This window comes from Novosphingobium sp. MBES04 (genome assembly GCF_000813185.1).
GTDB classification, from domain to species: domain Bacteria; phylum Pseudomonadota; class Alphaproteobacteria; order Sphingomonadales; family Sphingomonadaceae; genus Novosphingobium; species Novosphingobium decolorationis.
Map to the genome: position 1 here is coordinate 1,458,689 of NZ_DF850489.1, position 14,753 is coordinate 1,473,441.

A 14,753-nucleotide genomic window follows, 5' to 3' on the forward strand; every position below is an offset into this window, starting at 1 on the left:
AAGGCGTTCAGCTTCCTGATGGAGGATGAAAGCTGCGTCTCTCCATTCCTTCTCACCCAAGAAGAAATGGAAACCCTTCTTTGCGGAGTGTGCTTGAGGCATCCACTCCTCGTAGTACTCCTTCGCCAGATCCAGCGCGGCATGCGGTGTCTTGGGCTTGGGGGTCGCCAGCTCGCTGTCGTCGGCCTCGTAAAGCGCGATACCGTCGCGGGCGATGTCCATGAAGAAGTACCGGCCCTGGGCGAGCCCGTCGTTCACTTCCTGCATGGTGTGCACGATGAAATTGACCGGCGTCTTGAGGCTCTCGGTGATGCCGTATTCGCGCATCAGCCGCTCATCGACGCGGGTCCAGTACTTGACCCGGTCGGTCAGCCGCTTGTCGCTGACGATCACCAGCAGATCGTAGTCCGACTTGTAGCCCTTGGCGGTGTGCGGCTCGTCGATCCAGTTGCCCCGGGCATAGCTGCCGTAGAGCACGATCTTGAGGATGCGCCCCTTCTTCTTCCAGTTCTGCGTTGAAAGCGCGAAGGCGTCCTCGAATTCCTCGAAGACGATCTGCACCACGCGTTCGAGCTCGCGCTGCTTGTTCGCCGGGAGATGGTCGAGGCTCGTTTTCATGGGCACAGACTCGCGCCTAACATCCCAATTGCCAAGAGCAAAGTGCAAGGACCGGCCCTGCACAGGACCAGCCCTTGCCGCGTTTGGGGGGAACGCACATCACGGTTGCGCCCCCAACGCGCGCAACCGCTTGTCCAGATGACGGATGGCGCGCGCCAAGCGTTTCACCACCTGCCGCTGCGACAATCCGGTGTGCCGGGCAATCTCCTCTACGGACATGTTGTCGAGCCGCATCGCGAGGAATATCTGGCGGTCGAGGTTGGTGAGTTCGAGCAGCGCCGCCTCGATCCGGCGCAGGCGTTCGGGATTGAAGTCCTGTTCCATGGGCCTTGTCTCCTATGCGAAGGAGCCCGGCGACCTTCGCCACCGGGCTCACCCATCAGGCCGCCTGCGGCAGCGGGTTCGAGGTGTCCGGCCCGGCCTTTTCGACCTCGGCAGGATCGGCGATCCGCACCGAACATTCGGCACTGCCCACGCCGCCGCGCTCGGTGTAGGCGCTGGCCGGGAACGCCATCCAGCGCGGTACCCAGCTCTCGTGCTTGCGCCGTCCATTGCTCCCCGTCAGGCAATCGCGGATGATGCCGCGCTGGACCTTGCTCGTCGCCTTGGCGTTCTCGGCGGCGACCTTCTCGCCCGCGACATCGGCCAATAGATGCCCGATCACCTCGCGGTCGCGCACGGCATCGAGCAAGGCATCGTCGGCCTGCCAGACATCAGCCAGGGTCACGGCCATGTGCTGGCCCAGCATCTCGATCAGGCTGCTGCCCATGCCAAGCGTTTCCCCCATGACCACGGCCAGAACCCGCAACACTTCGGCATCGTCCAGCGCGATCAAACGGCGCAGCAGACCGCAAAGCCCTTCCCCATCGGGATTGCCTGCGGTGACGGTTGGCGTGTCCGCATCGAAGCCGAGCAGGGCCAGAACCTCGCACCGCCGTGCATCGAACAGGCTTTCCGAAAGAGAGTTCTCGATGCTCTCGGCCACGGCATCGTTGGGAGTCTTCTGCGGCTCGACCCGCACCGACCATAGACAAGACCCGGCAATCGCATGGGCGACCATCACCCGCAGCGAGAGCCCGGTATCTTCGGCCAGTCTGGCGCGCACGGCGGCATGGCGGTGCAGGTCGATATAGGCGTTCACCGTGCTCGACACTTCGGGGCGAGTAACTTTCTCCAAGGCTTCCCCGCGTTCCAGTCGCCGCGCTTCCTTTGTGGTCACATAGCCTTCGTGGAAGGTGACGTCGCCGCGATGACCGATGGCGACATAGACCCGCCCACCCTTCGCCTGCCCCATGCGTTCGTGTTCCCACGAATGGAAGGTGTCGCCCCTTTCCAGCACGACCACCTCGCCCCAACCGGCCTCTCGCAGCGCCTCGACCCGATTGTCGACTTCGGCCATCTGGAGGCCCCAAAAGGCGTCCGGAGAGGCAAAATAGGCCTCGTTTCCGAACAAGTCGGCGATTGTTTCAATCTTGTAAGCCTCGACGTCGAACAGCGCCGCGCTCACCGGGATCGAGGCCCCGCCGAACAGCCACGCCTTGAGCCACGAGCCGGTCGGCGCGGTCGCCCGCTCGTCGTCGTGCAGATCCAGCCATTCCTTCTGCCTGGCCTTAGATGCCATGGTCAGATGCCGCAGCGACACGGCATCGATGCCGTCCGAGCGGTAGAGGTTGCGCAGGCGCGGGACCAGATTGCCGAGCGCCAGCGTGCGCTTCACCTGCAAGGCGGTCAGCCCGAAAGTCTGCGCGATACCTTCGACGTCACGCCCCTCACGCACCAGACGGGTGAAGGTTTCGCAGCGGGTCATCTCGTCGGGATCGAGCCGGGCCACGTTCTCGATCAGCGAGGCTTCAAGGGCCGCCGCATCGTCACCCGGTTCGATCACCGCGCAGGGCAGGTCCTCGATTCCGCCGCCTTCTTCGGCCACCGTACGGGCCGCATGAAAGCGGCGCTTGCCTGCGAGGATTTCATAAGCGGGAGGGCTGTCCACCCCGCCTTCACCCGTGCCGGGCAGTTCGCGAACGATCAGCGGCACCAGCACGCCGCGTGCCCGAACCGAGGGCAGGATATTGGCGATGTCGCAGGTCTTCTTCGTGCCCCGCATGTTGAGGCTGGAAACCGAGAGACGCGCAAGGTCGATGTGCATGAGTTCCATTTTGCTTCACTCCTTCCTTCAACCGCCATTGACCGGCGCCAGGGTGGCGGGGGGCGGCAGGAGCGAACCAGCAGCCCCGCCGGCGAAGGCGGGGCGCACCCGAAGGGGCGAAATGAAATGGAGCACCCGGGAGCGCAGCGGACGGGTTGCGCCTCGTCGAGGCGGGGCTATCGGGCAGCGACGCCCCCCGTCACCTTGGAGCCGACAAAGGCCAACGCCGCCGCGCGGGTCAGCGCGGCGACACTTGAAGGGATGCATGCAGCATCTCGCCCCTGACAGGGATCGTGACGGCCCTGCCGACGAGACGGCGGCGGAGCCGGTGGCTCGGTTGAGCGGAAGCGAAATAGAGCCCGGCCGCGCCATCGGCGCGGGTCAGCCTGCAATGTTTACCTCGCGTCAAAGATCGCAAGCCTGATCCATCTACCTGAACCGCCAGACTGCGCCCCTCCCCAAGGCAGCCGCCGAAGCCTTCACGATAACGACTAAAATTGGAGGGAATGCAGTCGCTGTTTCGCGCCCTAATCGGTAGCTTCAGGGGCGATTTGATGCGCCAGTGAGTCGACGTTCACGGCCGCTTTTGGCAAGCTACTTTGAGCAGTCAAACGGCAGGAAAGTCGGCGGGATCCGGCGTTGGTCCGATTGGCATCCAAGTAGGCAAGTGTCGACCAATATACGCCCTTTCGCAGGTATGCTGCGAATGTCGGCATACGCCGAATCCTGCCATTCGTAAGATTGACGCTGACCGAGCAGCAAGAGACCCCATAAACAGTTATTCAGTCGCGTTGTTGTCCGTTCCGAAATCCTCGCTCATTCGTCGCGCGCAAAAAACAAGGTTGCCAAGTCAGACGTATTGGAATAATATCATATTACTCCAAAGATAGGAAAACTCGAATGGCGAAGCCCACAAAGCCCCTCAAACTGAAGCGATCCCGCGCCCTTGTTCCGACACCAACAGGAAATGACCTCGCCATCGAGACGGTGAAGATCACGCAGGCCTTGGCCAATGACAAACGTATCAAAAAATATGTTGTCGAGTCAGACAATGCCACTGGCATCACGAAAATTAGAGCTGTGGGCTATAACGGCCAAAATGTCGTGCAGGAATTGCTAGGTCCGGGCTTGGTCCAGAGCACCACCTCCCGCCCTGTTGGCGATACGCCAGCCGAACGGCGCGCTGCTCGAGACGAGAATATCATAGCCTTTCATCTCAAGAATTTGAGCCAAGAGGAAACGGCCGAACGGCTGAACTGCTCACAGTCGCTCGTATCGAAGGTGTTGCGTCGAGAGGGGTATCGCTAAGACTCAACCCTCCTTAATTCACAACCTTAAATCTGTACCCTTGATTCTATCGGGGACATCTACGCTGTAAATGCGCGGATGGCAGCCAACTTCGGATCGCCAATGTCTCTCAGCCATGCCAAGGTAGAATATGGCGTCATTCTCCGACAACTCGTTCCAGACCTTCACGTTCGACGATCTCCCGATCGGCCGCGACACATGGATCATGGACGAGGCTTATATGTCCAAATGGGAGGCGGAGTGGCTCAAGAACATACACGATGATGAGGATGCATCGCCCTATACGGTAGGCTACATCACCCCGGTCAGCATTGAGGCCATCACACCGGTGGGCGCTGAGATCCGGTGGTATCCCAATATCCATGACCGATTTCATGTCGTGAAGACCTTCCTCCCGCGCGAGGCATTAGTCGGCGCCGCGCTCGCTTACGAATATGAGAAACGGGTGACCGTTTTCGTGAAAGGCGAATGGCTGCGCAAGCTACACCTACGCTCTAACTCGATTTTCGCGATGATCGATGCGGTCGACATGACGGCCGCAATCCAGTCAGGCGCCATATTGCATGACAAGGTCATTAGACTGCGCGACTCACTAGACGAATTCGCAGCTCGGCACCCTTTCATCTCCTTCATCTCTTTCGCCGACAGCCTGCTGCTCAAGACGAACTGGACCGCTGGGATGGTCGAGACCGACGTTAAATACACCTATGTGCCGGAGAACCTTCTTATCCTCTTCCGGCAGTTACAGACGCTGTACCGAGACGCGTTGGGCCTCGAAATCTATGGGGTGTTTGCGCAAGGGTCGAACGAATACTATGACGATCCACTGCTCCACATCTCGAAAGCGCAGAACCACATCTCGCTCAACAGTCTGGGGCTTCCCTTCGCGCAAATCTCGCTCATCGAAGCGGCTGCGCGCAAGGCCATCAAAGCGGGGGCCCATCCTCGCATGGAAGTCTACATGGACAGCGACTTGTTCCATTCGCTCATGTTCAAGAACTACCAGCGGAAGGAAGCTTGGCCTTCGGCGCCCTATAAACCGAAGATGACGTCAGAGCCGGGCCACTATTACTATGCCGCCTGCGACGATCTTATCTCCTGCCTGCATCAGCCTTGAACGTCGGATCCTGGTCGGATTACGGCCCTTCCGCTTTCGACTGTTTGATACCCTGAAACAGAAATTCGTGGCTCCTCAACCCAAAAAGGCTCGGGCTTTTCCAGCACCCTGCTGCAGGGTCGATCCAACTTTCACCAGCGGCTGGTAGCGCTAGGTCCCCCCGCACATTCATAATCTCTCGCCCGCTGTCGCTCAGCAGCACCCAGCGCTACCGGCGCTGGGTGCGCATCACGCGTCTGATCGCAGAAGCGAATGGCTGGATCGTCATTGTGGGCATGATCGCGGCAACAATTGCATCGTGTAGGGCACGCCTATCAAACTTTCCACTTGTCCGCCAACGCCAGAACACATATTTACGTGACTGTATAACTTTACGTGAATAGGACATGTCATGGAATTTCGAGCGCCGACCGTTGCAGCCCAGCAGAATGTGCGGGCGACTGAATACCTCACCAAGAACCTGAGCGACCCGGAAGCTGGGCGGCGACAAGTCGAGGAACTGATCGCTAACTTGGGCAATGCCATCGACACCTATCCGGACTGGCACCCGGTCCTGACGGCACCCCCAAGGGACAACTTCCATCACGTGTCTTCGCAATCGCAATTGCGGACCTATGACGGCATCGATCACACGGTGGAATTCGTACGGGGATTCGTCACGTGCCCATATTCCGACAAAGACGCTGACAAGCTTGTCGACGCCGTAAACCAAGTGCCGGGGCTTCAAGCGTATCGGCTGGCAGAGCCACTGTATTCGGACCGTGCCTATCCTGTCGTGGTCGAAGCCTATCTGGTCGAACTGGAAGCTGACGGGACAATTCGGAGCCGCGATGCACTGAGGTGGTTCGTGCAGCAGACGATCAAAGAAGCCGAAGGCTATCAGGTCGCAGAGACGTGGTGGAACATCCGTTCCTACATCCTCGGTCGACCTCACGGCTCGCGCTCGTCGCTGTTCGTGAACCAGCACGCGGGCAATCACATACGCAAGATTCTGGAGGCGATGAACGAAAGCGGCATGTTCGGCCCCATCAAGGAGTCATCGCTCGATATGCTGTCGCAGAAGAAGCGGGATGCGATCAACGAAACGCTGCTCCGCACCGCCGTCGAAACGTGGGACAAGCGTAGCGAGCAGTTCGAGTTCGAGTTGCGCGGCGAAACCTGCAAGGCGAAAATCCGCGACACGTGGGATGACGGCATGGAACTGTCCATCCGCGTGGAGATCGGCAAACACGATCTTTACGTGTCGGGCTTCTACTATCCAGCCGACGACCGGACCACCTACGTCGATCCAACCGGCAAGCGCAAGCTGGCCGAAAAGTTCATCTAGCAAGGCCGTGAGGCGGCGGGGCTTGTCACGCTAGTTTCTCCGAGCTGACACACGCCAAAACACCCTTTAATTCGAGGATACAATTGGTGGCAAAACCGACCAATCAAACGGAAAGGGCGGGAGTTCACGCTGTCGGAGCAATCTTCACGGCATTGGGCTGGGCGTTTCGTGAGCAGCCTACCAGCGATTTCGGAATCGATGCTCATGCGGAGAAGCTTAACGACGACGGCTTGGGAGGCGGGAAACTGATCGCACTCCAGATCAAGAGCGGTCCGTCATACTTCAAGAAACGCGGCGACAATTACGTGTTTTACGGCGAGGATCGCCATCGCGAGTATTGGACCAACCATTCACTGCCGGTGTTCATCGTCCTTCATGATCCCGAAACCCAACTAACGCTTTGGCAGAAAGTCGAGCAGCACCTGATTGAAGAAGGAAAGGATGGGCGCTGGTCGATTACGATTCCAGCCAAGCAGCAACTCGACAAGGCGAATGAACAATACATCGCGCAGGGGATCGCATCGGACTTAGGCAGTATCCGTAGGCATCGATTGACCCTCGACCTCCCGCTCATTCGGCAGTTTGCCGAGCACGAGATGGCTTATCTTCACGTAGAAGACTGGGTAAACAAGTCACTCAACTTTAGACGCACCACAGTGGTTTTCGGTGACGACCCTGACGCCGAGGCTGATCTGGACCTCGACACGTGGCTCCCGGCTTACACGATAGGCCGCTTTATGGCTGTGCACTTCCCATGGCTCGACTGGAAGGAGCATGAATACATAGGTGCCGAACACGGCTCCTACGAGGTGGCTTGCTGGGTTCTCGAGGTCGAACTGTCCAATGTTGGCAAAGCCGCGCTTGTCCTAGATGATTTCTACACAAGCGAGCTTTCGTCAGATTAATGGTCAGAATTCGATGTCGTCCCGGAACTGCTGGCCTTCCTCGCAGAAAGCGATGTCGACGACCCAGACGATCGGGAACCTTAGAATTCGGGAACAAACTTGGTAAGCCTCGAGACCGATGGCTGCTTTTGGTAAAGGCAACTAAGTCCCGTTTCGTCTGTTAGGGGGCGCTTTACTGACGGTCCACTTCGCTATGTTCCAACGGCCGCTTTTGCCTGAAGCCGACGTTCCCGGAAACAGATCTGTGCGACCGGCTCTGGGTCGGAGTCGGCATCGGACGAACAGCAGCTATCCTCACGTCCTGGCCCCGAACCCGATATTCACCTATCGGCCCATCGCGGCCACTGATGGCCCTCAAATTGACCAGCGCACTCACGAGGAGAGAAAAGCCGTCTCCTTTCAGTGTGGCTTGCCATTCGTCGAGACTAGCCGCAAAAAGGGCTTGGGCTTGCCCTGGGGCGGCTGCACCTCAGCCGCAGGTGCGCTTCTAGGCTCACTACAGCGGTTGCTTTTGGGCGAGCCGGACCTCGCTTTTCTCATGGTCGCGCCATCGATCATGTCCGCCCAGTCCTGAAGCATGCGCCGCCGCGAGGAAATATAGAGCGCGCTGTTGTATGCCCCCCTCACCGAGTTGGTTTCCGAATGCGCCAAAGCCATCTCAATCCAATCGGAGCTGTAACCTTCTGTCTCGTTGGCCCAGGTCGATGCTAGTCCTCGGAAGCCGTGAACAGTCTGGCGGCGCCGGTAACCCATGCGATAGCAGGCATAGATCATGGTGTTCTCGGAGATCGGCTGACCGGCCTTCGGGCCGGGGAAGACGAACTCGCTTTCGCTTGCTGAACGGCATCGGCGCAGCAGCGCGACGGCCTGCCTCGGTAAGGGCACAAGATGCTCTCGGCTCATCTTCATGCGTTCAGCTGGAATACGCCAGAGCGGCTCGCTCCCGTCCAGTTCTTCGAACTCACTCCATACGGCGAATCGCACCTCACTCGTCCGCGCCCACGTCATCATGGTGAACATCAGGGCGTCGCGCGTGAGCGACTGGCAGCGCGGATTCTCTTCGCCATCGTAGGAAGCGATGGCCCGCAGCAATTGGGGCAGTTCCTTGAGTGGCACGCGAGACATGTGCTTGACGCGCGGTCGAGGCTTGAGCGCTCCCGCAAGGTGAACCGAAGGATCGTCTTGCGCCCAGCCGTTGGCAATCGCAAAACGGAAGACCTGTCCCACGCACTGCTTGGCCCGGCGACTGATATCGAGAGCCCCACGCTCTTCAATCTTGCGGATCATGGCCAGGATCTCAGGAGCGGTGATCTGGGTGATCGGCTTTGCGCCCAGCATCGGAAACACATCCCGCTCCATTCGACTCAGCACACGCTTGGCGTGCGCATGGTCCAGTCCCCCTTCTCTATTCGCGTGCCACTTGCGCGCCACTGTCTCGAAAGTGTTCGTCCTGACCTGGACCTCCGCAGCGATCTCGACACCAGGATCACGCCCCTCGGCGAGGAGACCCCGCGCCACGTCCCTGCGCGCACGGGCGACCGCGAGGGAGATCTCAGGGTACTTGCCGAAGCTCAGCAGCTTCTCCTTGCCCGCGAAGCGGTATTTCATCCGCCACAGCTTCGAGCCATTGGGCTGAACAAGCACATGCAGCCCACCCCCGTCCGAGAGCTTGTAGGGGCGCGGCCGAACGGCCGCATATTTCACCTCGAGTTCCTTGAGTGCCATGTGGGGGTATCGCTGTTGTGGGGTATGCGGCGATGGTACCCCCAGATTCAGCGAAAATTCAAACCGACACCCCCAAACGCAGGCGAATGCGCTCGGACGTCAGCGCACGCGGACAACCGGGAAAAATAATTGATTTTAAAAAGAAAAAAGACGCTGCCGGCTCGTTCTGGACTAGCGCGGACAACGTCTAAAAATGGGGTATGGTAGCGGAGGAGGGACTCGAACCCCCGACACGCGGATTATGATTCCGCTGCTCTAACCGGCTGAGCTACTCCGCCATACCAATTCCGGCCTTGGCCGGAGCAGTGTGGTGCGCCGCGTCTGCGGGGCAGGTGCGTGCCTCTAGGGGGGTATCGGGGATTGGTCAACACCCTATTTTACAAATTTAGCGATTAAAGTGCAGGTCCTTGATCGGACGCCATAATCCGTCCTCCCAGGCATAGATGCCAAAGCCGCGGAAACGGAAGGTTCGGGGCTCCAGCGTAGGGCCCAACTGCGCCTGGAGCGCCCTCGCCTCCTGCGAGGTCACCTTGTTCTGGATTGTGATGTGAAGGCGCAGGGGCTGGGCGTCCTGGCGCGTGAGGAGGCCGTGCATGCGCTCGGCGATCTCCGCGTGGCATTCGACCATCGCGGGCGATTCGATGCGGATCGCCGTGCCCTTGCCCAGCTTCAGCAGACCCACGACCTGAGCCTGCGCTGGCGGAGTGCGCGTCAGGTCCTTGAGGACCTGTATCAACTCCTCCTCCACGCTGGGTGGCAGCGCGTGAAAGAGCGTCACGTGCGCGCGCAGGCGATTGCGTTCAGGCGGGAAATGGGCCGTGCGAAGTGTGTCGGCCCAAGCCTGGATCTCAGGGGGAAGCAGGGCCGTCACCAGCAAGGGAGCGCCCGGCTGACGCTCGGAGCTCAGAACTTCGCCGGGAAGGTTCACCATGGCCGGCCTACCGTCACGCCAGGTGCCTCGAATGCACTCAGATCTCGCCGCGCTTGCGCCGGATCTCGAACCACTTCTTCACGTTCTCGTTGTGCGCTTCGAGCGTCGACGCAAAGACGTGTCCGCCAGTTCCGTCGGCGACCATGTAGAGCGCGTCGGTCTCGGCCGGGTGCAGCACCGCCTCGATCGAAGCGCGGCCCGGATTGCAGATCGGGTGCTTGGGCAGGCCTACCATGGAGTAGGTGTTGTAGTCGTTGATCGCCTGGATCTCGGACTGTCGGATGCGCCGGCCCAGCGGCTTGCCCTTGGTGATGGGGTAGATGATCGTGGGATCGGCCTGGAGCAGCATCCCCTGCTTCAGACGGTTGGAATAGAGCCCGGCCACGACAGTGCGCTCTTCGGCCTTGGCCGTTTCCTTCTCCACGATGGAGGCGAGCACCAGCGCTTCTTCAGGCGTCTTCACGACAAGATCGGGCGCGCGCTTTTCCCAGAGCTCGGCCAGGGTACGGCGCATGCCCGCCTGCATCTGGCGCAGGACATCCGCGCGCGCATCGCCTTTCTGGATATCGTAGGTGGCGGGTAGGACCGAACCTTCTTCGGGCACCGCAAGATCGCCGGACAGGGCCTCCTGCGCCATCAGGCGCTCGTAGACCATGATCGAGGGCATGCCCTCCGGGATCATGACCTGGCGACGCACGACGTCATCGCTGGAGATGATCGCCAGGACCCGCGAGGGACTGGCGTGGGCGGGGATCACGAATTCCCCGGCCTTGATCCCGCCACCGCCCCCGAAGAGGCGTGCGCGCAGGGCAAACCCGTCGCCCGAGCGCACCACGCCCTCGTCCTGGAGCTTGTCGGCCACAGCCGAGAGGCTGGCGCCATTGGGGACCACGAAAGCGGAATCCTTCGCGAGCGGGCCGGAACCGAACCAGCCGCCCACGACGTTCCACACTACGATCCCCGCCACCAGGACGAGCGCTGCCACGAGGGCGTACCTGCGCCGTGACATCATGAGGGTTCTTCCCTGGAGCCCGCGCGGAAGGTCAGTCGACCTTCTTCATGATCAGGCTGGCGTTCGTGCCACCAAACCCGAAGCTGTTGTTGAGCACGGCGCGCACTTCGCGCGAACGAGCCACCTTGGGCACCAGGTCGACGCCTTCACAGCCTTCCGAAGGCGTGTCGAGGTTGAGAGTGGGCGGCACGATCTGGTCGCGCATCGCGAGGATGCAGAAGATCGATTCGACCGCGCCCGCGCCGCCAAGGAGGTGGCCGATGGCCGACTTGGTCGAGCTCATCGAGACGCTGTCCATGGCCTCGCCGAACAGGCGGCGCACCGCGCCCAGCTCGATGGTGTCGGCCATCGTCGAGGTGCCGTGGGCGTTGATGTAGTCGATATCGGCCGGCGTCATGCCCGCCTTCTTGAGAGCGGCAGCCATCGAACGGTAGGCACCGTCCATCTCCGGGTCCGGAGCCGTCACGTGGTAGGCATCGCCCGAAAGGCCGTAGCCCACGACTTCGGCGTAGATCTTCGCACCGCGCGCCTTGGCGTGTTCGTATTCCTCGAGGACGAGGACACCCGCGCCCTCACCCATGACGAAGCCGTCGCGGTCCTTGTCGTAGGGGCGGCTGGCTTCTTCGGGACGATCGTTGAAGCTGCAGTTGAGCGCGCGTGCCTGGGCGAAGCCGGCAATGCCGATGGGGCAGATCGTGCTTTCCGCACCGCCCGCCAGCATGATGTCGGCGTCGTCGTCCTTGATCATGCGCGCGGCATCGCCGATCGAGTGCGCGCCGGTCGAGCAGGCGGTGACGACCGCGTGGTTCGGGCCCTTGAGGCCGTACTTGATCGAGACCTGACCCGAGATGAGGTTGATGAGACGGCCGTGCACGAAGTGCGGCGAAACGCGGCCCGGGCCACGGTTGGCGAGCACGAGCGATTCGCTCTCGATACCGGGCAGACCGCCAATGCCCGAACCGATCGAGCAGCCCGCGCGCAGCTTGGTCTCTTCATCCATGTCGACAAGGCCGGCGTCTTCGAGCGCCTGGCCCGCGGCATCGATGCCGAAGACGATGAAGGGATCGACCTGGCGCTGGATCTTGGGATCCACGCGCTTGCTGGCATCGAACCCGTACTCGTGATCCGCCGGCTTGACCTCGCAGGCGATCTGGCACTTCTGATCCGACGCATCGAACTTGGTGATGGGGCCCGCCCCGCTCTTGCTGGCGAGGATGTTCTTCCAGGTCGTTTCCACGTCAGCGCCCAGCGGGGTGACGAGGCCAAGTCCGGTTACGACGACACGACGCATTCCAATGCTCTCCGAAACGGCGACAGGCCCGCCCCCTTAGAGGTCGAGCCTGTCAAATTCAATCCAATTGCCCACAAACCGGCGATGGTCCGCCCTGAAAGGACGTTACCGAGACGCTGCGGGCGGGCCGGGATCAGCCCTTGTTCTCGTCGATGTACTTGATCGCATCCGAGACGGTGCTGATCTTTTCAGCGGCATCGTCCGGGATTTCGACGCCGAATTCTTCTTCGAACGCCATGACCAGCTCGACGATGTCGAGCGAATCGGCACCCAGATCATCGATGAAGCTTGCATCTTCGGTGACCTTGTCGGCTTCCACACCGAGGTGCTCGACGACGATCTTCTTAACCCGATCGGCGGTATCGCTCATTTGTATAGACCCCTTCAGAAAGCGGAGGATTAATCTTGGTTGCTTGACGCCCTAGTTCCTAGGGCGCTGGCTGGCAAGTGCCGCCACAGCACGGGCACCGCACTTGTCCCAAGTGCGACGCCTTTGCAAGGGCGAAAGACCCTCAAGGCGCCGCAAGCTCGGTTTTTGCGTCGATTTTGCCCGTTCAGGCGCCCGGCTTGGGCTGGGGCTCGACGACGCGCATGTGCAGTTCGCGCAACTGACGCGATTCCGCGGGCGTCGGCGCGCCCATCAGAAGATCCTCGGCGCGCTGGTTCATCGGGAACAGCGAGATCTCGCGCAGGTTCTGCGCCCCGCACAGCAGCATCACGATGCGATCGACACCGGCGGCCATGCCGCCGTGCGGCGGAGCGCCGTACTGGAAGGCGCGGTAGAGACCGCCGAAGCGCTCTTCCACATCTGCCTTGGTCAGACCCACCTTCTCGAAGGCGGCAACCATCAGTTCGGGATCCTGGTTACGGATCGAGCCCGAGGCGATCTCGAAGCCGTTGCACACGAGGTCGTACTGGTAGGCCTTGATCGTGAGCGGATCCTGCCCGTTGAGGGCTTCCATGCCGCCCTGCGGCATCGAGAACGGGTTGTGCGCGAAGTCGACCTTCTTGTTGTCTTCGTCCCATTCGTAGAACGGGAAGTCGACGATCCAGCAAAGGTCGAAGCGATCCTTGTCGATGAGGTCGAGCTGCTCGGCGACGCGGGTGCGCGCAAGGCCCGCCAGCTTGGCGGCCTGCTCGGGCTTGCCCGCAGCGAAGAAGACGCCGTCGTTCTCACCCAGACCGAGCGCCTCGATGAGAGCCGCGGTCTTTTCCTCGCCGTGGTTCTTGGCGATCGGACCACCGGGCTTGCCGTCCTTGATGTTGATGTAGCCAAGGCCCGAGAAGCCCTCGCCGCGCGCCCAGTTGTTCATGTCGTCGAAGAACTTGCGGCTGCCCGCGCCCGCACCCGGAGCGGGGATCGCGCGGATCACGCCGCCCCCACCAACGATGCTGGCAAAGATGCCGAAGCCCGATTCGACGAAGTGCTCAGTCACGTCCTTGATGAGGATCGGGTTGCGCAGGTCCGGCTTGTCCGAGCCGTAGTCAAGCATCGCCTGGGCGTAGGGAATACGGCGGAACTCGCCCGAGGGGGTCACCGGCTTATCGCCTGCGAAAGCCGCGAAGATGCCCTGCATGACCGGCTCCATCGTCTCCCAGATCTCTTCCTGGGTGACAAAGCTCATCTCGAGGTCGAGCTGGTAGAACTCGCCCGGCAGACGGTCGGCGCGCGGATCTTCGTCGCGGAAGCAGGGCGCGATCTGGAAGTAGCGGTCGAAACCGGCGACCATCAGCAGCTGCTTGTACTGCTGCGGTGCCTGCGGAAGGGCGTAGAACTTGCCCGCGTGGATGCGGCTGGGCACAAGGAAGTCGCGCGCGCCTTCGGGCGAGGACGCGGTCAGGATCGGCGTCGAGAATTCGGTGAAGCCGATGCCTTCCATGCGGCGACGCATGTCCGAGATGATCTGGGTGCGCTTGACGATGTTCGCGTGCAGCGTCTCGCGGCGCAGGTCCAGGAAGCGGTACTTGAGGCGGATGTCCTCGGGATATTCCTGCTCACCGGCAACCGGCATCGGCAGTTCGGCAGCCTTGCCCAGCACCGTCACCGAACGGGCGTAGACCTCGATCTCGCCGGTGACGAGGTTGGGGTTCACCGTCTCGGGGGTGCGCGCCTTGACGGTGCCCTCGATGGTGACGACCGATTCCAGACGCAGTGCGTCGAGGATCTCGAGCGCAGGGCTGTCGCTGTCGGTCACGACCTGGGTCATGCCGTAGTGGTCGCGCAGGTCGACGAACAGGACGCCGCCGTGGTCGCGCTTGCGATGGACCCAACCCGACAGGCGGACCGTCTGGCCGACCTCGGCCGCCGTCAGGGCGCCGCAGGTGTGGGAACGATAGGGATGAGTCATGGCGTCAGGCTTCTTCTTCGCGAAA

General features: G+C 61.2%; 13 protein-coding genes and 1 tRNA gene. 4 read left to right on the plus strand and 10 right to left on the minus strand.

Annotated features, from left to right (window positions below):
* The 3 genes from MBENS4_RS20255 to MBENS4_RS20265 all read right to left on the minus strand — a co-directional run.
* Positions 1-618: nucleotidyltransferase domain-containing protein (locus MBENS4_RS20255; protein WP_039394131.1), on the minus strand; the 618-nt coding region annotated here is incomplete at its 3' end.
* 99 nt (positions 619-717) lie between these two features.
* Positions 718-942, minus strand: coding sequence for an RNA polymerase sigma factor (locus MBENS4_RS20260; protein ID WP_039394134.1), 225 nt, complete (start codon positions 940-942; stop codon positions 718-720).
* Positions 943-997: 55 nt separating this feature from the next.
* The gene (locus tag MBENS4_RS20265) at positions 998-2,773 is read right to left on the minus strand and encodes a ParB/RepB/Spo0J family partition protein (protein WP_039394136.1); all 1,776 of its coding nucleotides are present in this window, start codon (positions 2,771-2,773) and stop codon (positions 998-1,000) included.
* 891 nt (positions 2,774-3,664) lie between these two features.
* On the opposite strand from MBENS4_RS20265, the gene MBENS4_RS20270 reads away from it, so the two are divergent.
* The 4 genes from MBENS4_RS20270 (at position 3,665) to MBENS4_RS20285 (ending at position 7,421) form a co-directional block, all read left to right on the plus strand.
* The gene (locus MBENS4_RS20270; RefSeq protein ID WP_039394139.1) at positions 3,665-4,072 is read left to right on the plus strand and encodes a sigma-70 family RNA polymerase sigma factor; all 408 of its coding nucleotides are present in this window, start codon (positions 3,665-3,667) and stop codon (positions 4,070-4,072) included.
* A gap of 130 nt (positions 4,073-4,202) precedes the next feature.
* Positions 4,203-5,189 (plus strand): hypothetical protein, encoded by a 987-nt coding sequence (locus MBENS4_RS20275; protein ID WP_039394142.1) that lies wholly within the window; start codon positions 4,203-4,205, stop codon positions 5,187-5,189.
* 391 nt (positions 5,190-5,580) lie between these two features.
* Positions 5,581-6,516: a hypothetical protein gene (locus MBENS4_RS20280; protein ID WP_039394144.1), complete on the plus strand. Its 936-nt coding sequence runs from the start codon at positions 5,581-5,583 to the stop codon at positions 6,514-6,516.
* 86 nt (positions 6,517-6,602) lie between these two features.
* The gene (locus tag MBENS4_RS20285; protein ID WP_159108110.1) at positions 6,603-7,421 is read left to right on the plus strand and encodes a DUF4365 domain-containing protein; all 819 of its coding nucleotides are present in this window, start codon (positions 6,603-6,605) and stop codon (positions 7,419-7,421) included.
* A gap of 399 nt (positions 7,422-7,820) precedes the next feature.
* Here MBENS4_RS20285 and MBENS4_RS20290 read toward each other — a convergent pair whose 3' ends face one another.
* The 7 genes from MBENS4_RS20290 to aspS form a co-directional block, all read right to left on the minus strand.
* Entirely contained in the window at positions 7,821-9,146 is a 1,326-nt protein-coding gene (locus MBENS4_RS20290) for a tyrosine-type recombinase/integrase (RefSeq protein ID WP_084592260.1), read from the minus strand.
* A gap of 201 nt (positions 9,147-9,347) precedes the next feature.
* Positions 9,348-9,424 (minus strand) — tRNA-Met (locus MBENS4_RS20295).
* A gap of 107 nt (positions 9,425-9,531) precedes the next feature.
* A complete protein-coding gene (locus MBENS4_RS20300; protein ID WP_052322571.1) occupies positions 9,532-10,077 on the minus strand; it encodes a 2'-5' RNA ligase family protein in 546 nt (181 codons plus the stop codon).
* Between the two features lie 37 nt (positions 10,078-10,114).
* Positions 10,115-11,089, minus strand: coding sequence for an endolytic transglycosylase MltG (mltG, locus tag MBENS4_RS20305; RefSeq protein WP_445321524.1), 975 nt, complete (start codon positions 11,087-11,089; stop codon positions 10,115-10,117).
* Between the two features lie 31 nt (positions 11,090-11,120).
* Positions 11,121-12,380, minus strand: a complete 1,260-nt coding sequence (gene fabF, locus MBENS4_RS20310; protein ID WP_039394150.1) for a beta-ketoacyl-ACP synthase II — start codon at positions 12,378-12,380, stop codon at positions 11,121-11,123.
* A 133-nt stretch (positions 12,381-12,513) separates the two neighbouring features.
* Positions 12,514-12,750 (minus strand): acyl carrier protein, encoded by a 237-nt coding sequence (locus tag MBENS4_RS20315; RefSeq protein WP_028657713.1) that lies wholly within the window; start codon positions 12,748-12,750, stop codon positions 12,514-12,516.
* A 184-nt stretch (positions 12,751-12,934) separates the two neighbouring features.
* Positions 12,935-14,728, minus strand: a complete 1,794-nt coding sequence (gene aspS / locus MBENS4_RS20320; protein WP_039394154.1) for an aspartate--tRNA ligase — start codon at positions 14,726-14,728, stop codon at positions 12,935-12,937.
* Positions 14,729-14,753: the final 25 nt, after the last annotated feature.

Coding starts and splice junctions, on each gene's coding strand:
- MBENS4_RS20260 (WP_039394134.1), bottom strand. CDS start 942: ATGGAACAGGACTTCAATCCCGAACGCCTGCGCCGGATCGAGGCGGCG.
- MBENS4_RS20265 (WP_039394136.1), bottom strand. CDS start 2,773: ATGGAACTCATGCACATCGACCTTGCGCGTCTCTCGGTTTCCAGCCTC.
- MBENS4_RS20270 (WP_039394139.1), top strand. CDS start 3,665: ATGGCGAAGCCCACAAAGCCCCTCAAACTGAAGCGATCCCGCGCCCTT.
- MBENS4_RS20275 (WP_039394142.1), top strand. CDS start 4,203: ATGGCGTCATTCTCCGACAACTCGTTCCAGACCTTCACGTTCGACGAT.
- MBENS4_RS20280 (WP_039394144.1), top strand. CDS start 5,581: ATGGAATTTCGAGCGCCGACCGTTGCAGCCCAGCAGAATGTGCGGGCG.
- MBENS4_RS20290 (WP_084592260.1), bottom strand. CDS start 9,146: ATGGCACTCAAGGAACTCGAGGTGAAATATGCGGCCGTTCGGCCGCGC.
- MBENS4_RS20300 (WP_052322571.1), bottom strand. CDS start 10,077: ATGGTGAACCTTCCCGGCGAAGTTCTGAGCTCCGAGCGTCAGCCGGGC.
- mltG (WP_445321524.1), bottom strand. CDS start 11,089: ATGATGTCACGGCGCAGGTACGCCCTCGTGGCAGCGCTCGTCCTGGTG.
- fabF (WP_039394150.1), bottom strand. CDS start 12,380: ATGCGTCGTGTCGTCGTAACCGGACTTGGCCTCGTCACCCCGCTGGGC.
- MBENS4_RS20315 (WP_028657713.1), bottom strand. CDS start 12,750: ATGAGCGATACCGCCGATCGGGTTAAGAAGATCGTCGTCGAGCACCTC.
- aspS (WP_039394154.1), bottom strand. CDS start 14,728: ATGACTCATCCCTATCGTTCCCACACCTGCGGCGCCCTGACGGCGGCC.